The organism is Acinetobacter sp. YH12043 (genome assembly GCF_013419915.1).
Taxonomy (GTDB): Bacteria; Pseudomonadota; Gammaproteobacteria; order Pseudomonadales; family Moraxellaceae; genus Acinetobacter.
Window position 1 is genome coordinate 80,197 of sequence record NZ_VOZD01000005.1, and the last position, 17,948, is coordinate 98,144.

The window sequence follows — 17,948 nt, forward strand, 5'->3', positions numbered from 1 at the left end:
AAAGAGTTGTAATTTTAGGCGGAGTATTTTTGGCATTTATATTCTTTCTGTGTTTCCATTTATATAATCTTTCTAGCGAACAAGAAAGAGCAAAGAGTTTAGAAAAATTGTCTGATGAGCTTAAAGCTTCTGAATAGATAAGTTTAAAAGATAAAACGAAAGCCCATCATAAGTGGTTTTTTTTACAGGTATATACATTTTTATTTCTTAAAAATAATATTTATTCAATTAAATGAAATGTTATAAAGAATCTTCACAGTCTTTTAAATAGATTGATGCACCTTATGAATAAAAATATAAAGCGATAGATCTAAGTTTTCTTAATTGGGTATATGATGAAATTTTAGCGACTTTCGAGCCCACAAAATCTAGAACAATAAATAAATCACGATTTCTATCAGAAAATCTAAAGTTAATTGCTGAACATCTCGGTGAAGATGCGTCAGTGACAACTAAGGTATCAGCAGTAAGATTTAAATATAGATCACAAACTAAAACTTTATGGGTATTTGACGTACCCGATATTAATGACAGGTTCACATTCATTAAATATTTATTCGATTTCTTTCCGAGTTTTTAAAGTCCATAGAAATAAGAGCTTTTTTGTTGCCTGATAAACTTTATACGGCGACCAGAACACAAAAATAATTAAATAGTGTAATTCATGTCTAACAAATAACCAAATTTAACCCAAAGCCAACCAGCACCCACCATTCAGTAATGCTTCTTATACTATTGCTGCACTATATAAGTGCTACTTTAAAGGTGCTCCATGAATAATGATGAACTAGCTAAAAACTATAACGACGTGTTAAAGAAGCCTACCCGCTTAACTTCCCCAGGTTAAGCGGGTTATTTTTTGTCTGGAAAAAAGTATGCTCCGATTACTATTCTGCTTATTCTGCCTACATGGTGCGACTGAGATTAGCGACGGCAAGAAAGAATGCCGGGATTGTTTGAAAAAAGTTTAATTTAGAATGATAAATTTTTTTTATTATCAATGAGTTAAGTATTCTGTACTATTTGATTTTTCAATAATAATAGGCTAATAATTGGTTTGAATTTTGACTTAACGGGCTGGTTATGAGCACACGTACAATGTATTCACACAACTGATTACTTAATATCAGTTATCAATTCTAATGTTATTAATTTTAATAACCCATATTTTGAATTCAAAGAGGCGCGAAAGGAGATGAGCGCTAAAACTCTTGTTGAGGTGGAGCGCTACTATCAATACTCAGCTATCGACCTAACTATCACCCAAGTCAATGGATGGGTTGAGTTTAAAGCAAAGTTAAAATCATAGCCGAACGTATTACGGCAAACTAAACCTCTTACATTCTAAATGTTGAGGGGTTTTTCTTTTCTTATTGGTGAGCCCATGATAGACAAAGTACAAGCTAAATAAGGCTCAGATTTTGTAACGTTAAGCTGTCTAAATGTCAGAACCTCAGTCATTTTAATTCTTAGAACCATCAAATGATTACGATTGATAAGCTCATGATTGAACTAAAAGAATAAATTAAGAATTTAGGTAATGTATTAAGTTAAAATCTAACTTTTCTAAAATTAGTTAAAGAGCTTTGAAGAATCTATAGATGATTAGCTTATAGATTAACTAGACTCAACCGAGACCCATTCAATGCAACTCAGCGCAACTTATATTTATTTTAAGTTATCAGAAATGAAAGAGTATCTAGTTTGATGCAATCTCTAGCTATTCATTACAGACTCAGTTTTTTCTACTTTTTTTATTATGCGATTGTGGGCGCATTCATGCCTTTCTGGAGTCTGTATCTGGAAGATCAAGGCTTTAATTATCAGGAAATTGGGATTTTATCTTCGATTGCGATTGTCACCCGATTTTTTGCGCCATTTATTTGGGGTTGGATTGCAGACAAATCCGGGAAACGCATGTTGCTGGTGCGTATAGCTACCTGGATGGAAGCCTGTATCTGGTTCATGATTTTTATCATTCCAAATAGCTTCCAGTCAGTCGCTTTGCTTATGCTGATTTTTAGTTTCTTTCAGAATGCAATTTTGGCTCAGTTTGAAGGCGTGACTTTATTCTGGTTAGGTGAGAAAAGGGCAGAGCTCTATGGCAAAGTGCGTAAGTGGGGATCTATTGGATTTATTATTGGCGTATTTGGTTTAGGGGCAATTTTTGAAATTATCAGCATCAGTATGCTACCAATCTTATTGCTCTGTATTTCATTTCTGGCTTTTCTCTGGTCATTTACCATCAAAGAACCTACAGCAGCACCGACAGCTCAGAAAAAACTTGAAGCCTTATGGCCGATCTTCAAGCGTCCAGTGGTATACAGTTTTTTCCTGATTGAATTGATCATGCTGTTTTCGCATGCACCGTTTTATAGTTTTTATAGTAACTATCTCAGCCAGAATGGATTCAGTACCAGTCAGATCGGATTGCTTTGGTCGGTTGGAGTCATTGCTGAAATCATTATGTTTGCCTACGCTACATTCTTTCTGACACGCTGGTCATGGCGTCATCTGGCAATGCTATGCCTGTTAATGACTGGTTTAAGATGGTTGACTGTCGGCATATTTCCATCGTCATTTCTGGCACAGTTTTTTGCCCAGACCATTCATGCCCTGAGTTTTGGTTTATTCCATATGATTGCCATGCGGGTTATTTTTCAGAACTTCTCGGCTGGACAGCAAGGCCGTGGACAGGCACTATATAGCACCATGTGGGGCTTAGGCGTGGCGAGTGGCAGCATTCTAGCCGGTCGTTATTGGGATCAGGTCGGTGGAACATCAATCTTTATTGCTGCTGCGCTGTCGACCTTGCTGGGCCTATTGCTGGTATTTGGCTTACCCAACAAGGTCGAATTACAAAAGCAGATTTAAAATACCATCGAACAATTAAACGCGGATTTTGGAATATTGATTAAACCAGGGCTGAGCCTGTTCTAATTGAGCGGCCAGTTGCAACAGTAAATCTTCACGGGCAAATGGTGCAATAAATTGTGAACCCAAAGGTAAGTTATCTTCATTCCAGTAAAGCGGTACGGACATTGCTGGAAGGCCGGTAATATTGGCTAACTGAGTGAATGGCACCCATTTCAGGTTTTCTTTTACAATCTGATCGACCAGCTTACCTTGTGCCAATAAATGTGCCTTATTCATTTTTAATAAAGCTTTAAGAATCGGCTTCTGCCAGTTTGGTGTCTTGACTTCGCCATTTTTGGGTGCAACAGTGGCCGTGGCTGGTGTCAGGTAGAGATCATAATCATCAAAGAAATGATTCATCTGGGTCACATATTGTCCCCAGTTGGTCAGATTTTGGATATATTCAATTGCCGTCGTTTTGGCACCAAAAGCAGCTAGCGCCAGAGAATCCAGTTCAAAATCGCCTGATCTGGATGGATAGCCTTTCTGGATTTCGTCCAGCATATAAGAAAACTGGCTAAACCACGTCGTAATAAAATCTTTAGCCAGTTGCATACCATCAATCTGTGGTTGATCCTCAACGACTTCATGACCTAAAGATTCCAGTAATCGGGCAGTTTGTTCTACCGCTTTAATAGCATCTTGAGAAACAGGCGTATCAATGCTGGAACGCGTATTAAATGCGATTTTTAATTTTTTTGGTGGTTGCTGAATCACTTCCAGATAATGTGTATGCGGACGTTGAATCGTAAACAGTGAACTGCGATCTTCACCATGGGTGGCATCCAGCATTGCCGCACTATCCCGAACAGTTTTGGTGAGTACATGTTGAATGGCAGCACCGTGCATTGCCTCACTCATTTGTGGTCCCCACGGCGTACGTCCACGGCTTGGTTTTAAACCAAACAGACCACAGTAGGAAGCCGGAATACGAATTGAGCCACCACCATCACCTGCACCGGCAATTGGCACAATGCCGGCTGCCACAGCAGAAGCAGAACCGCCTGACGAGCCACCACTGTTATGTCTTAAATTCCACGGGTTTTTACAGCTTCCCCAGGCATCTGGCTCTGTAATGCCTTTAATTCCGAATTCAGGGGTGTTGGTACGGCCAAAGGTCACAATACCTGCCTGTTCCCAACGATTAACAATCTCGGCATTGGTTTCAGCGATATAACCGATGCGCTTTAAACCCTGACATCCATAAGACGTCGGATAACCTGCATATTCCTGAAACAGGTCTTTGACCAGAAATGGAACACCGGCAAAGGGACCAGACAGATCTTGCTGGGTACGCTGCAAGGCATGCTCATGCATGGGAATAATAATGGCATTGATTTCAGGATTAATATTTGCACTGCGTTCTAAGGCAACTGATAAAAGTTCACTTGAATGTACCTGTTTATTTTTAACCAGTTCAGCCAGTCCTAATCCATCGTATTGTAAGTATTCTTCAAATTTCATCTGCACTCCCTAGCGTTGATATTGTTATAAGGTTGTAGAGGGTTTCAATTCAGGATGCAAGCACCACCTGATTACGGCCCAAGTGTTTGGCTTGATACAAGGCCTGATCCGCGGTATTGATCAGTTGCTGTAAATCCTGAGAAAGCGGGGCGTGTTGATGCGTAATCCCGAGACTCACGGTAATTGATAAAGGTGATCCATCAGGTTGATACATTGGCGTTTTAGCTACCAGTTCACGAATACGCTCAGCAATAAACTGGGCCTTAGATGGTTTGGTATCCCAAAGCAAAATCACAAATTCCTCACCACCAATACGCGCAAACAGATCCTGAGAACGTAAATTGGAACGGATGATTTCAGCAAAGTGTTGCAGTACTTTATCGCCCACATGATGGCCAAAATGATCATTTAAACGTTTGAAATGGTCGATATCCAGCATAATCAGGGAAAACTGCACGCTTTTGGAATGTTGCAGTAAATATTCGCCTTTCTGAAAGAAAAAATGCCGGTTCATGGTCCGTGTCAGACTATCATGATTGGCCAAATACAATACCCGTTTAAACAGATCATTGCGGTTCTGACTGATGATACACAGGATCAGCGGCGATAATGCCAGCATAAACAGTCCGATCCTTAATGAGATATAAATGGTTGAGTCTGCCAGCGTATCATGTGTAGTGGCATAAAACTGGGTCAGGCTGTAATACATCAGAATGATTACAAAGGCATTAATAATTGCAATCGTAAAGATGCGATAGGTCAGTGCTGCCCAGATTAAAGCTGCCAACGGATAAAGCAGGGCACCAGGACCGACAAAGATATTACTCAGGATAATACACAGGATTACTGTGCCTGCTGGCAGCAGATAACTAAAAGAGTTCTGCTTCTTTCTGCGATTTTTAAATAAATACTTGAGATCTTTGGTTCTAGGAAAGGCTAGAAAAAGCGGCAGGACAATAATGTAATTCACCATTTCGCCTGTCCACCACAGCCCGAAATCAATCCATAAATTTTCCTTGGTCATAAAGGAATGGGGAAGATTGGGTAAGGTCGCAACGGCAAACACTGCACTGGCCAGGCATCCTGCGAATGCACAAATGCCGAACATATGCACGAAAGTGAAGCCAGTATTGTAGTACTTATAATTGATCTGGAAATATCGGATAAAAAATAGCGATACAATCGTACTGATCAGGTTAGCAAGCGTTAGAAACAGACTCTGTAAAAGATTATTACCTGTTGCCAGATCGGCAAACATGAACGCACAGAAAGCACCTAGCCACCCGCCCATATTGTTTAAATGGGGGAAGCGTAAAAACATGGCCAGTAAGGCAGCATTGGCAGGCCAGAGTATGGCTAAGTAATCCTGTGTTCTGGTCATAATGCCAATCAAACAAGTCACTAAAATAATGAAAAGAATGACCAAGTAGGCATATGTTTCAGGATTCAAGTTCTGGTCTGTGATTCGAGGTATTCGCAAATCTAAGTCCTGTATCTAATTTTTATTTGTGAAATATCACTTTGTTTGGGAAATGCTTTTTACCCAAAAGTACAACTTTATTCTTGGAATAATCTGTTTTTACTTACGTTATCAATATACGTTTGTATACGAAATATATACAAAAAAATTAAAAAAGGAAATCCATGTTTTTAAACTATAATGATAAAAATTTGTTTTATTTCGGTATTTAAACTGATGCAGAGCAGAATATGATCCCGAAAAATATGATAAGTTAAAATTAATTATTAGGATTGAAACGAAGCCTGTGAATATGAAAAAAACCTGTCTTAGCCTTGTCTTGCTCACGAGCTCATCTTGGCTAATGGCAACAGAAAATAATAATCAAGCTGCAAATAGTATTGCGAAACCTATCGAAGTTCCGAATACCTTTACCATTAATACCCGTCCTGAAATTGTCGGGCTATGGGGAATGGAAATTCCAGATAATAAGAAATGTGTTGAATACTATAATTTTAAAGGCAATAACAACGTAGTGATTAAAAGCGGTTCAGAATGGACCACAGGGCTGTATGACTATCAGCCTTCACAAGATCCTGCTGCACAGATTCCAGCGCTGATTATGCAGGTTAAATACGACAATAATGAAAAAGACTGTTCCGGTAATCAGGTGGATCAGTCAGGCGAGATTTCGCAGTATTTTGTGAAGTGGCAGAACTCAAATACCATTAATTTCTGTGCCAATGAAAAAGCAGAACAATGTTTTGCTGTGCTTCGACGCATTTTGCCTTGATTGAAGGCTAGATATAAAAAACCGCTGAATTCAGCGGTTTTTTTATTAGATCAATTACTGGATCAAGCTTTTTCTTTGTCTTCAGCACCTTCAAGCTGCTTCAACAAATGTTTTTCCAGATAGTGAATATCCATCGCCTGTTCACAGAAATTTTCATCCTGAAGAATCAGATCTTTGTGTAATGGGATATTGGTTTTCACACCTGTCAGAATCATTTCATCCAAGGCCTGTTTCATACGTGCAATTGCAGTTTCACGGTCTTTACCATGGGCAATTAGCTTGGCAATCATTGAATCATAATACGGTGGGATGCTGTAACCTGGATAGATATGAGAGTCTAAACGGATACCTGCACCACCTGGCGCATAGAAAGTCTCGATTTTGCCTGGAGATGGCATAAAGTTCGATGGATCTTCTGCATTGATACGGCATTCGATCGCATGACCTTGAACACGTACATCTTCTTGCTGGATATCCAGACCTAAGCCAGCCGCAATACGTAACTGCTGTTCAATGATGTCGATACCGGTGACCATTTCAGTCACAGGGTGTTCTACCTGAACACGGGTGTTCATTTCGATAAAGAAGAATTCGCCTTCTTCAAACAGGAACTCAAATGTACCGGCACCACGATATTGCATCAATTTACAAGCATTGACACAGGCCTCAAGAATGTCAGTACGAGCCTGTTCTGGCAGGTTAGGCGCTGGCGCTTCTTCAAGTACTTTCTGGTGACGACGCTGTAAAGAACAGTCACGGTCATACAGGTGGATCGCATGACCATTACCGTCGCCTAGAACCTGTACTTCGACGTGACGCGGTTTTTGCAGGAAACGTTCCATATAAACCGTGTCATCGCCAAACCACATTTCAGCATCACGCTGCGCAGCTTGTACTGATTCAAGCAGGGTATCCACACGTTCTACGATACGCATACCACGACCACCACCACCGGAAGCCGCTTTCACGATGAGCGGGAAACCAATTTCTTTGGCTTCAGCAAGCGCATTGTGAATCGTCACCGCATGATCACAGCCAGGTACAGTTGGTACACCCGCTTTTTTCATGGCAATAATCGCAGAAACCTTGTTCCCCATCAGGCGAATATGTTCTGGACGTGGACCAATGAAGATAAAACCAGAGCTTTCTACGATTTCAGCAAATTCAGCATTTTCAGACAGGAAGCCATAACCAGGGTGGATGGCATCTGCGCTGGTGATTTCAGCAGCTGTAATCAGGGCTGGAATATTCAGGTAACTGTCGCTACTTGCGCCAGGACCAATACACACGGCTTCGTCACAGAAGCGTAAGTGCATCAGGTCTTTGTCAGCGTCTGAATAGACACCGACTGTTTTAATTCCTAAAGTTTTGCAAGCTCGGGCGATGCGCAAGGCGATCTCACCTCGGTTTGCAATTAAAACTTTTTGCAACATTATGAATCCCCGAAGTGATTAGGCGCGGTAACGGAAAAGTGGCTGACCAAACTGAATCACTTCACCATTTTTCACCAGAATTTCTTCAATCACGCCGCTTTGAGTTGCTTCAATCGGGTTCATGATTTTCATTGCTTCAATGATACCCAGTGTTTCGCCAGCAGAAACAGTTTGGCCAATTTTTACAAAAGGTGCTTCGCCTGGGCTTGGAGCCGCATAGAACACGCCAACCATTGGAGATTTTTCAACTGCACCACGAGGAGATTTAGCTGCAGGGACGTCAGCTGCAGGTGCAGGCATTGCAGGAACAGCTGCTGCAACTACTGGATTACGACGAGTCAGAGCAATCGACTGATCACCTTCCTTAACTTCAATCGCCTGTAAGTCAGATTCAATCATCAAATCGATGAGCTTCTTGATTTTACGGATATCCATGAGACAGTATTCCTAATTAAGATTGTTTAGAAGATTGTATTTTTTCAATGACATAGTCGAGTGCGGCAGCATAGCCTTTTGCACCTAGACCACAGATCACGCCAATAGCTTTATCGGATAGATATGAATGATGTCGGAATGCCTCACGTGCATGGACGTTAGACAGGTGGACTTCAATAAACGGGATTGCCACGCCAAGAAGTGCATCACGAACTGCAACTGAGGTATGTGTCAGGGCAGCAGGATTAATAATGATATATTGCACGCCGTCTTGTTGGGCTTGATGAATTCGGTCAACAATTGCGCCTTCCCAGTTGCTCTGGAAAGTGTCAAGTTGTAAAGTAGCTTTTTCAGCCTGAGCAGTGAGCTGCTGATTAATATCTTCTAGAGTTAAATAACCATAAACTTCGGGTTCGCGCTTTCCTAGCAAATTTAAATTCGGTCCATGAATAACCAAAATGGTCGAAGTCATCTATGGTGCTCCAGTTAAAAAGTTTCAGGATAGGTTTGCAAGATGTCTACAAACTTCGCCTATTATGGCATGAATTCCTACATTATTTTTATAATTTCTTTGAATTGACATAGAAAAGCATGTACCACGCAGTGGCCATATAATGAAAACTTTGCAAGCATTTAGCAATGTTCAAAACTACCAAATCTTCGTCTTTTACATCATTTTTATATTTTAGATGAATTGGCTGAATTGTTACATTTATGCTGTGTAAGTTAGACCTCAATGTTTATTCATAATTCTTTTAAATTGAGTGTTTATTCGGCAATGGCTGGTCAAAAATAAAAATTATTACTCGAAGTCTCTGCTCATATCAAAAATTGTGGTGATCGGTAAAAGACCGGATTTTCATTAGATTTTTGAATGAATCAAATGTTTATTCTATTCATTATTCTGTAAACTAAAATATCAAACTTGGAATAAAAATCAAAAAGTTATTTGATAAATGGAATGAAGTGAAGTTTAGTATTAAATGGGTTTTATGTCGCTAGTAAAGCAAGTCACACATTATTTTTCTGCAAAAAGAGATAGGCTCATTGCTACTGAACATTGGATAAATGATACTGGCCGTAAAAGTAAAATTAAAAACTTATGATTCTTCATTAATCTTTTACTGGCCTCATCTAATATTGACGAATGTGCTCAATTTTCTAAAGCTTACCTTTATTTGTAATTCTTTATGTTCGCTCAATAACATTGGCAAAATGGCACTTCATGTATAGGCGTTGTTATTCATCTGAATGTTGCCTATGTTTTTAAATGATGAATTTTTAAGCTTAAGAACAAGGTGGTATGCGGAATTACAATGATAAATGGGATAGTTAAGTTCAGTTAAAGTGCAATATGAATAGATATTCTGGATTAAAAGCTAATGGTATCTGATTGTATTTTGAACACATATTGATTATATAAGCTATTCAGAATCACAGAATAAAACCCAAGCAGACTTGATAAGCTATAATGAAGATCCCGTCAAAATACTATCGAAGCTGTTATGACACCTGCATGCAAATTATTAAAATCTCAAAAAATTGAATATAGCATTCACGAATATGAACATGATGCCAATGCCAAAAGCTTTGGTTTGGAAGCAGCAGAAAAGTTAGGGCTGGCAGTAGAAGAAGTATTTAAAACCTTATTGGTCACAGATGAGAAGCAGTATTTTGTAGCAGTTCTTCCAGTCAACCATCAGTTAAACCTGAAAAAAGTAGCATCAGCCTTTGGTTGTAAAAAGCTACAAATGGCTGATCCCAAACAGGCAGAACGTCTAACCGGTTATCTTGTCGGTGGGATTAGTCCGGTTGGGCAGAAAAAACGCCTGAAAACTGTCATTGATGCATCTGCAGAACAGCTGAATAAAATCTATGTCAGTGGGGGTAAACGCGGTCTGGATATTGGTTTAAAACCTGCGGACCTAGCTAAGGTTCTAGATGCTCAATTCGTTGATGTATTGGATGTCTAAAGTTCAAAGCATTTTTCAATAAAACTATCTTACTGAGAAGCGTCCATATCAATGGACGCTTCAACTTTTCTGGATTCTTATCTTTCTATTCTGTCGGAAAATTCAGCATGGTTTTTTCTTCATTGTATAGTGGATGATTGAGATCCACGGCCTGACTGTGGATTGAACAAAGATAAAAACAATAAAATAGAAAATATGGAGAATACCGCATGGAAATCCAGAAAAAACGATTATCACGGTTCTGTATGAGCTTGTCCGCGATGGCCATGCTCTCAGTCTTTTCAACTGCACAGGCAGATTCGTCTACCTTGCCTCAACCGCCCAATTCCCAGCAAGTTTTCTTTGTGGGTAATAACTGGGATGGAACAGTTACAGTGATTCGATCTTCAGGTGACTTTGGCAAGGTTGGTGTGATCAACATTATTCCTGATCGTAAGGAGCGTCTGAAAGAGATTCACCTCAATCCCATTAAACTGATTGCCTATACCTATATTCAAGCTACTGCGGGTGAAGGTAATGATCAGCTGGTCGACGATATGTATTCCACGCCAGATGGACAGTCAGTGGTCGCATCCCGTCCAAGTTTTGCCGATGTGGTCTCTATCAACATCAAGACAGGCAAAATTAACTGGCGTACTCCAGTTGAAGGCTTCCGCGCGGATCATATGGCAGTTTCACCAGATGGCCAGCGTGTCGCGGTTTCCGCATCTTCCGGAAATGTGGTGCATGTACTGGATATTCATACTGGTAAGGAACTTGGTCGATTTGCGACGGGTGATAAACCGCATGAAAATATCTACTTTGATAATGGCAGAAAAATTCTGAACTCGGCCATTGGTAATGTAGAAACCTCTCTTGATGCGCAGTGGCAGGATTTCACCAAGGGTAAACGCTATATCACCATTGCAGATGCCAATACCCATCAGGTGCTTAAGAAAATTGACTTTAGACCGGCATTGGATGCGTTTGGTCGAAAAGATTTATCTAATTCAGTGCGGCCGATGGTCTTTAGCAAGGATGAAAGTAAACTCTATGCTCAGGTATCATTTTTTAATGGTTTGATTGAGTATGACTTAAACCAGAATAAAGTGACCCGTATTGGGCAGTTGCCAGGTAGCGATAGCATTCCCAAAGATCGTACCAAATGGGTGAATGATTCCCGCCATCATGGTTTATCGATCAGTGCTGATGGTGAGAAGCTCTGTGTTGCGGGCACGATGGATAATTACGCCACCATTGTCGACCGTCAGAGTCTGACTGCCGGAAAATTGATTCCTGCAGGTAAGCCATACTGGGCTACCCGAAGTCCGGATGGCCGTAGCTGTATCATTTCAGAAAGTGAAACGGATGTGGTGACCGTAATTGATTTCGCGACAGGCAATAAAGTGACCAGTGTACCTGTAGGCAATCATCCACAGCGTGTCCGGATCGGTTATGCCCCAGCAGACTGGTCTACACCGTAGCAAATAATGGCTTAAAAAGAGCAATGTGTTATGAACGTTGCTCTAAGCATTGTAGGTGGCATATATGAGGAACAAAACACTTACTTTATATCTGCTGGCGGGAATGTTATTGACCGGTATTCTGGTTGGGATTGCTTATCAGGTTCATAAGGATATCTATAAGGCAGAGTTCAATATACTGAAACCTGATGATCAGATGACTTTTCCAGCAAAGTCACTGATTACTTCGAATTTAAATCCTAAAACAGCTGTACCGGCAAGAACGGCTAGACACTCGGAAGTGGATTCTGAACAGCAGGTCTTATTACAACAGAGAGACCAGCTTTATCTGGATTTTACCCAAATGATGAATGGCTTAAGTCAAGGTGAAAAGCCAGACTAGCGCCAGCTAGATCATTTGCTGGTACAGCAGCAGAATCTGGTGAATGCCCGGGTCGTTGCTCCGGAAGAGGCGAGAGCTCAAATAGAATTTTTGCAGAAAGTTCTGCCTGAAATCTCTCCACAGCTTGATCAAGCCTTAAATGCATTGGATCAGAAAAGTTTTTAATCTTCCGGTTTAAAGCTTTATTTAGTTGTGAATACAGATCATAGATAAGCTTAATAAGAAAAAGCCCGTAGAAACGGACTTCTTCTTCATTCATTTTTTAGATTAAAACTTATAAGCAGTTCGCCGGTTTCGGGATACCAGCCAGTCGGCTTAAATGGCGTGCCACCAGACCTGTATTAAACTTTTCCTGTAATAAGGCATTGTTAATTTCCGGGTTGACTGTCTTCATCAAAAACTTAATCAACGGACGGGTTGCAGGAGAATGCCCAAACTGCTGATAAAATTGACGGACTGCCTGTAGCACTTCAAAATGCCAAGGAGTAAGTTGAAGTTCCAGTGTATCTGCCAGTACTTGGGCAACGTCTTCATTCCAGATGGTGTAATCGACTAAATGACCATCTTGGTCCAGTTCTAGATTCATATTTGACTCATGGATTATTTCATTGAGATGCAGCGACTAAATTTCAGACATAGATCTGCAAATTCGGAGTAGTCGAGTAAAGCAACATTTTCCGATAAAGGTGAGATCAGAATTTCTGCATCATTTCTTAGGATATAAACTTGCGGCAGTTGCTGTACGAAAGCATGGTCCAGATACAGCACAGATTCTCCCATCAGGACCACCTGATCATCTGAAGCATGGAGCTGTGCTAACTGATCAAGGACTGACGCCGTCGCTGCATAATCTGACTGGATCAGGTAAAGGGTTTGATCTGACATTTATTTATCCTTCATCCTTACCAATACAATACGTGATCAAATTTTTGAACGAATTCTGAATTGAGTTCAATCAGCTCAATCTCCTGTTCGCTTTGCTTTACAAAAGGAGAGTCCTGATTTTTCTGTTCAACCAGAATAGGTGTCAGGTCATAAAATTCGAAACTATCCACCAGATTTGAAGCCAGTTTAAAGGCATGTTTCAGCTGGTCAAACTGAAGCTCAGAACGTAAAAGACTCAAGGCTGCGCCTTGGAGTAATACTTTAACTTCAGCGCCGAAGGTCGCCAGTACCATCGTGGCAGACAGACTTTCATGCACCTGTAAGCTGTTTAGGTTGGCTTGGGTTAATATAACAAGTACAGATTTCACACAAGATTCCTTTTAAAAGCAACACATCCTGAAAAATGAAGCATCTAGAATTGAATTAGACGTTGTGAGGACTGAACAGCATCAGCAAGCTCGCCTAGACCGACCAATTCAAAACCATCAGCAAGATTATGTTGCTGAATATTGTGACGTTGAGCATTTTCCTGATCTGTAATCCCACGCGCTAAGGCTGCACTGACACAAACAGGTAAGCGGATATTCAGATCCTGCCAGGAACGTGTGAGATGACGCTGGTCGTCGGGCACCCATTGCAATGCATTTGCGACCGACACGCCATCTTGATAGAAAAATACACGGAAAGCTTCCTGTTTATGTTGTAAAGCTTGGGCGAGTCCAAGCGCATGCCAGGCATAAATAGAAGTCGGTGCGGAGGTAACAAGAATTAAGGTGCTCATCGAAATTCACTACAGGCTTGATCAACGCGGGATGATGATCTTGGCTACAAAGAAAGTAGGTAGTATACAATGATTTTAGATGATCTTTTCTGATAAAAAGACAAAAAATAAAATATAAAAAGATTTAATTTTAATAAAAACAATAATTTAAGATAGTCTATTAATCCTATCCCGTCACTAAACCATACCCAAAACTGCACAAAATCCCTTCTATATCCTTTCATTTTTTTACTTTACCGATAAAATGCAAAGTAATCTGCACCAAATCTGCACCAATAAAATGAAAATACCCAAACCCATCCAGCGAGGGTCCAGCTGGCGCATCATTGTCACTTTCGACAAGCAAAGATATTCAGCCACCCGAGACACAGCGAAGGAATGTGAACAGTGGGCCTATAATAAATTGCTTGAACTTCGATCTGGTAAAAAGGCAATAGAACAAGGCGAAAAGCCGAATTATCCATTTAGGGAACTTTGTGCTAGATACTATCAAGAGCATGGTCGTCACATGCGATCTGCACGGACTATCAATTTTAAAATTAAAAACCTTGACCGGATTGCACCAAATTTAGCTGACAAGTCTATTTATGATTTCAAGCCTGCTGACATTGCAGAATGGCGAAATAACCGTAAAAAAGAAGTGAAGATAGCAACACTCAGGAATGAACACGCCATTTATTCAGCCGTGTTTACCTATGCCATGAAAGAACTGTTTTTGATTGATTCTAACGTCTGGCATGCGGTCACCATGCCGAGCAAGGAAAAATCCAGAAGCCAGCGTATTACAGAAGAAGATCAAGAATTGTTGCTAAAGGCGTTAAGTTGGGATGGATCCACAACACCAGAAACATCACGCCACTATGTAGCATGGGCATTTCGATTTGCTCTGGAGACCGCCATGCGTCAGGGTGAAATACTGGCAATGCGTAGGAAGGATATTAAAGAAGGCTTTGTGCATTTACCGATGACAAAAAATGGTGAATCCAGAAACGTGCCTTTATCTGGTGAAGCCAAAAGACTGCTTTCTTTATTACCTAAAGGAACAGATAAACTTCTGCCCATTGATAAGCAGATATGCTGTGCTACATGGATGAGAGCAAAAAAAAGAGCAGGGCTTACACATATTAATTTCCATGATTCACGACATGAAGCCATCACTAGAATGGTGAAGGTGAGAAAATTACCGGTTGAAGTGTTAGCCAAAATTACAGGCCACAAAACTATCTCAATGCTGGTGAATACTTATTACAATCCAGATGCTCAGGATTTGGTAGAAATGTTTAACGACAGTGAGAGCTAATTAGCTCTCGGTCTGCCTACTTTAACTTTGGTTGTCAGCAGGTCATGGGCCAACTTTGGATTGTATAGCGCCTTGCCTTGTGTACCTTGATTGATCGAAACTAATTTTTCTCGAATCGTGGTCACTGACAGATTGTATTTTTGAGCCAGATAAGAAGCTGAAACCAGTTCGACTTCAACCTCTTTAAGCTCCTTTACCGTTGCACCACCGATAGTCTGACCCAGCATAATTTGAGGCGGTCTTTCGGCTTCAACGGTGATGGTGTATCGAGCCATTAAGTTACCTCTTTTAAACTTTGTTGTACTGATTCCGGTAAACCAAACACATCCTTAAATGCCTGATCAAAACCACCGTCAGCAATAAATCTATCAATAACGTTTTCTTCCTGACCTTCGGATACAGCAATGTTTTCTTGAACTTCAGTCACTGTTTTTCTCCTGCAGTTTTAAATATTCAAATTTCGCATCAGCCCAGTTTTTAGCATCGTATGGGCTTAAACCTTTTTCTTCACACCATTTGGTGCACCAGAACCACTGAGCGTCATCAAAAGGAACTGGATTAACTACTTGATTAGTACTATCCATCACGCCGCCTTCATAATCCGATTAGCCACAATCTTTGCTAAGTTTTCGCTGGTTTCACTCGAAACATTTGGGCAGCGCAGATGCATTTCATATTCACCAAATAGCATCTGGCATGCTGCATTGCCTGTTAAATCGTTCTTTAAAAACACATAGCTCAGTGCTTTACGTGTGCCTTTGCCTGAAAAAGTAGAGCTACCATCTGCAAGTTCTTTCTTTGCATAACCCAGCTTTTCCAGCCAAAGTTTGAAACCAGCTTCATGTTTCTTTTTAATTTTGAAAATCATGCCGCAGCCTCCAGTGCTTTACGTAAATAAGGGTCAATATCAGTGGTAAGCATCCATTTCACATAGTCCTTTGGAACCTCTTTTAATGGAGTACCTTTATGTTTGCCATAAGGCATTACATTTGGAGTGCGTACCTGTTCAGATAGGACATGCAATGAATTCATGTCTTTGATACCCAACTTTAAACAGATGTTTTTCAGGATGATGTATGTGAACCAGATGTCATACTTCGCACTGTGAGCATTACGCAGGTAATTACGTGCTTTTTCCTTGTCTGAGCTCACAAAATAGAACAGGGCGCTCAGGGTGTGAGTTTCCAGTTCTGGCCATGTGAAACGAGCCAGAGCTAAAATACAGATCGATTTTTCAGGAACATCCGTACCACATTTACGGATCGCCTCAATGTCGTAATTGATGTTATGGCCAATCAAGCAATCCACATCTTCAGGTAAGTGGAAAGTATCAAAGCTTGGCTTGCCCTCGATGTCAGCTTCCAGGATGTGATGCACTGCCATTGCACCGTAAGCGATTGGCTCAGGACATGAGTAGAACTCATCAAATATCTGGCTTTGATCAAACCCCAAGTTACCTTGCTCAAAAGAGCAAGGTGCGTATGCGATTTCAATAGGGAAACCATTAATCGTATGAGTTTCCGTGTCCAAAATTATTGCTTTCATGCGTTAATAGTTTCCTTTGCCAATTTTTCAATTTCTTGTTGTACAGTCGCCAGTTTGCTGGCTTCGATTTGGTTAAGTGCATCAATACCGAGATGCTCACATACGGTTTTGGCATCAAGGCCGCGCTCATCAATGAAGGCTTGGAGGTCAGCCAGTTGCTGATCATTAATGCCAAAGAACTCGACAGGATCTACCCATGCATTACGCTGCATATCAAAGGTGCACTTCATTTCGTCAGCTCTGGTCTTAAGAGCAACACGCATATTTTTGTAATACGTATGGTTCTTATCGATAGACTCAGTAAGTTGGTTTAGATCGCTGGCATACTGAGCTTCAGCACAGCTCTGGATCCAGTTATCTAAATCTTCCTGAGCCTTCATTGATGCCAATTGTTCAGGTGTCATCGTATTGATGTGGTCTTTGGCCTGCTTAATCAGATCAGCCAAGAAAGACGGATTAGCTTTTAAGTCAGGCACCCATACCTCACCAGTTTCACCACCCAAACCGCCTGCATTTTTGGCATGGTGAGTAGGGCAAGGCCTAAAGCTGATCACACGTTCATGCTTGCCTTCACCTGTTTGCACAGTGGTCAGGTAACCCATCACATCTGCAATGCGGTACAGCTCATTACGGTTCTTACCACCAAGATCTGGTCGGTAAATTACCTGGTCACCGTTTTGGTCTTCAGAAGCATGGGCAATGAAAACGACGTCTTTACCTGAAGCAATTAGCGTATTCACGTATTGCTTGAAGATGTTATTGGCCAAACCTTGGGCTTTAAGTTTTAAAGAGCCATCTTTTTGCTTGTTCGTGCTGTTAAGCAATAGGTGAGTCTTAATGCTTTCAAGCATCGCACCAACGGTATCAATCACAATCGTTTTAAATGGTTCCAAATCCTGCATAGTCAGGTTAGCCACATCAGCCCATTGATTGACCTGGACTACAGCACCGCGACGTAGTTCACCAGTACGGTGAGAACCTTTATCAAAGTCGAATGAAATTGCTTTTTCACCAGTGAAGCCAATTGATGTTTTACCCAAGCCCGGATCTGCGTACAGATAAACGATAATGGCTTGAACCAATAGCGGTTGATCCGCTGGAATAATATTAATGGCCATC

Annotated in this window: 22 protein-coding genes; 7 read left to right on the forward strand and 15 right to left on the reverse strand. The window is 40.8% G+C overall.

The window, feature by feature from the left end:
• Positions 1 to 1,707 precede the first annotated feature (1,707 nt).
• On the forward strand, positions 1,708 to 2,874 hold the full coding sequence (locus FTU01_RS04030; protein ID WP_180138224.1) for an MFS transporter: 1,167 nt from the start codon (positions 1,708 to 1,710) through the stop codon (positions 2,872 to 2,874).
• Between the two features lie 15 nt (positions 2,875 to 2,889).
• Here FTU01_RS04030 and FTU01_RS04035 read toward each other — a convergent pair whose 3' ends face one another.
• Both FTU01_RS04035 and FTU01_RS04040 read right to left on the reverse strand, forming a co-directional pair.
• On the reverse strand, positions 2,890 to 4,380 hold the full coding sequence (locus FTU01_RS04035) for an amidase (protein ID WP_180017983.1): 1,491 nt from the start codon (positions 4,378 to 4,380) through the stop codon (positions 2,890 to 2,892).
• 49 nt (positions 4,381 to 4,429) lie between these two features.
• A complete protein-coding gene (locus FTU01_RS04040; protein WP_179992476.1) occupies positions 4,430 to 5,860 on the reverse strand; it encodes a diguanylate cyclase in 1,431 nt (476 codons plus the stop codon).
• A gap of 343 nt (positions 5,861 to 6,203) precedes the next feature.
• Here FTU01_RS04040 and FTU01_RS04045 point away from each other — a divergent pair, with 343 nt between their 5' ends.
• Entirely contained in the window at positions 6,204 to 6,632 is a 429-nt protein-coding gene (locus FTU01_RS04045) for a hypothetical protein (RefSeq protein ID WP_373686364.1), read from the forward strand.
• A gap of 62 nt (positions 6,633 to 6,694) precedes the next feature.
• Here the strand turns inward: FTU01_RS04045 and accC are convergent, their stop codons facing one another.
• From accC to aroQ, 3 genes are read right to left on the reverse strand one after another with little or no spacing between them, the layout of a single operon-like run.
• On the reverse strand, positions 6,695 to 8,065 hold the full coding sequence (accC, locus tag FTU01_RS04050; RefSeq protein ID WP_180053626.1) for an acetyl-CoA carboxylase biotin carboxylase subunit: 1,371 nt from the start codon (positions 8,063 to 8,065) through the stop codon (positions 6,695 to 6,697).
• Positions 8,066 to 8,083: 18 nt separating this feature from the next.
• Entirely contained in the window at positions 8,084 to 8,500 is a 417-nt protein-coding gene (accB, locus tag FTU01_RS04055; RefSeq protein WP_004785952.1) for an acetyl-CoA carboxylase biotin carboxyl carrier protein, read from the reverse strand.
• A gap of 16 nt (positions 8,501 to 8,516) precedes the next feature.
• Entirely contained in the window at positions 8,517 to 8,972 is a 456-nt protein-coding gene (gene aroQ, locus FTU01_RS04060) for a type II 3-dehydroquinate dehydratase (RefSeq protein WP_004785950.1), read from the reverse strand.
• Between the two features lie 1,033 nt (positions 8,973 to 10,005).
• Here aroQ and ybaK point away from each other — a divergent pair.
• From ybaK to FTU01_RS15500, 4 genes are all read left to right on the forward strand, one after another.
• A complete protein-coding gene (gene ybaK / locus FTU01_RS04065) occupies positions 10,006 to 10,473 on the forward strand; it encodes a Cys-tRNA(Pro) deacylase (protein ID WP_159122961.1) in 468 nt (155 codons plus the stop codon).
• 209 nt (positions 10,474 to 10,682) lie between these two features.
• On the forward strand, positions 10,683 to 11,936 hold the full coding sequence (locus tag FTU01_RS04070; RefSeq protein ID WP_180138228.1) for a YncE family protein: 1,254 nt from the start codon (positions 10,683 to 10,685) through the stop codon (positions 11,934 to 11,936).
• A 64-nt stretch (positions 11,937 to 12,000) separates the two neighbouring features.
• Complete coding sequence (locus FTU01_RS04075; RefSeq protein ID WP_257233479.1) at positions 12,001 to 12,318, forward strand: hypothetical protein; 318 nt, start codon at positions 12,001 to 12,003, stop codon at positions 12,316 to 12,318.
• A 15-nt stretch (positions 12,319 to 12,333) separates the two neighbouring features.
• Entirely contained in the window at positions 12,334 to 12,483 is a 150-nt protein-coding gene (locus tag FTU01_RS15500) for a hypothetical protein (RefSeq protein WP_257233480.1), read from the forward strand.
• Positions 12,484 to 12,592: 109 nt separating this feature from the next.
• Here FTU01_RS15500 and FTU01_RS04080 read toward each other — a convergent pair whose 3' ends face one another.
• The 4 genes from FTU01_RS04080 to tusD are packed head-to-tail and all read right to left on the reverse strand — an operon-like array spanning position 12,593 to position 13,984.
• A complete protein-coding gene (locus FTU01_RS04080; protein ID WP_034705617.1) occupies positions 12,593 to 12,904 on the reverse strand; it encodes a TusE/DsrC/DsvC family sulfur relay protein in 312 nt (103 codons plus the stop codon).
• A 14-nt stretch (positions 12,905 to 12,918) separates the two neighbouring features.
• Entirely contained in the window at positions 12,919 to 13,203 is a 285-nt protein-coding gene (locus FTU01_RS04085) for a DsrH/TusB family sulfur metabolism protein (protein WP_004785940.1), read from the reverse strand.
• 17 nt (positions 13,204 to 13,220) lie between these two features.
• On the reverse strand, positions 13,221 to 13,571 hold the full coding sequence (locus tag FTU01_RS04090) for a hypothetical protein (protein WP_005235449.1): 351 nt from the start codon (positions 13,569 to 13,571) through the stop codon (positions 13,221 to 13,223).
• A gap of 44 nt (positions 13,572 to 13,615) precedes the next feature.
• Positions 13,616 to 13,984: a sulfurtransferase complex subunit TusD gene (tusD, locus tag FTU01_RS04095; protein ID WP_004785936.1), complete on the reverse strand. Its 369-nt coding sequence runs from the start codon at positions 13,982 to 13,984 to the stop codon at positions 13,616 to 13,618.
• Positions 13,985 to 14,264: 280 nt separating this feature from the next.
• On the opposite strand from tusD, the gene FTU01_RS04100 reads away from it, so the two are divergent.
• On the forward strand, positions 14,265 to 15,284 hold the full coding sequence (locus FTU01_RS04100; protein ID WP_034171182.1) for a site-specific integrase: 1,020 nt from the start codon (positions 14,265 to 14,267) through the stop codon (positions 15,282 to 15,284).
• Here the strand turns inward: FTU01_RS04100 and FTU01_RS04105 are convergent.
• Genes FTU01_RS04105 through FTU01_RS04130 form a run of 6 tightly spaced genes read right to left on the reverse strand, consistent with a single transcriptional unit; the run spans position 15,281 to position 17,947 of the window.
• Entirely contained in the window at positions 15,281 to 15,559 is a 279-nt protein-coding gene (locus tag FTU01_RS04105; RefSeq protein ID WP_034171181.1) for a hypothetical protein, read from the reverse strand. The genes FTU01_RS04100 and FTU01_RS04105 overlap by 4 nt on opposite strands.
• Positions 15,559 to 15,711: a hypothetical protein gene (locus tag FTU01_RS04110; protein WP_180138230.1), complete on the reverse strand. Its 153-nt coding sequence runs from the start codon at positions 15,709 to 15,711 to the stop codon at positions 15,559 to 15,561. The genes FTU01_RS04105 and FTU01_RS04110 overlap by 1 nt, the downstream gene beginning before the upstream one ends.
• Positions 15,704 to 15,868, reverse strand: coding sequence for a hypothetical protein (locus FTU01_RS04115; protein WP_180138232.1), 165 nt, complete (start codon positions 15,866 to 15,868; stop codon positions 15,704 to 15,706). Before FTU01_RS04115 ends, FTU01_RS04110 begins: the two co-directional genes overlap by 8 nt.
• Positions 15,868 to 16,152, reverse strand: coding sequence for a hypothetical protein (locus FTU01_RS04120; RefSeq protein WP_228761266.1), 285 nt, complete (start codon positions 16,150 to 16,152; stop codon positions 15,868 to 15,870). The genes FTU01_RS04115 and FTU01_RS04120 overlap by 1 nt, the downstream gene beginning before the upstream one ends.
• The gene (locus FTU01_RS04125; RefSeq protein ID WP_180138234.1) at positions 16,149 to 16,829 is read right to left on the reverse strand and encodes a putative quorum-sensing-regulated virulence factor; all 681 of its coding nucleotides are present in this window, start codon (positions 16,827 to 16,829) and stop codon (positions 16,149 to 16,151) included. The genes FTU01_RS04120 and FTU01_RS04125 overlap by 4 nt, the downstream gene beginning before the upstream one ends.
• The gene (locus FTU01_RS04130) at positions 16,826 to 17,947 is read right to left on the reverse strand and encodes an ATP-binding protein (protein ID WP_180033913.1); all 1,122 of its coding nucleotides are present in this window, start codon (positions 17,945 to 17,947) and stop codon (positions 16,826 to 16,828) included. The genes FTU01_RS04125 and FTU01_RS04130 overlap by 4 nt, the downstream gene beginning before the upstream one ends.
• Position 17,948 lies beyond the last annotated feature (1 nt).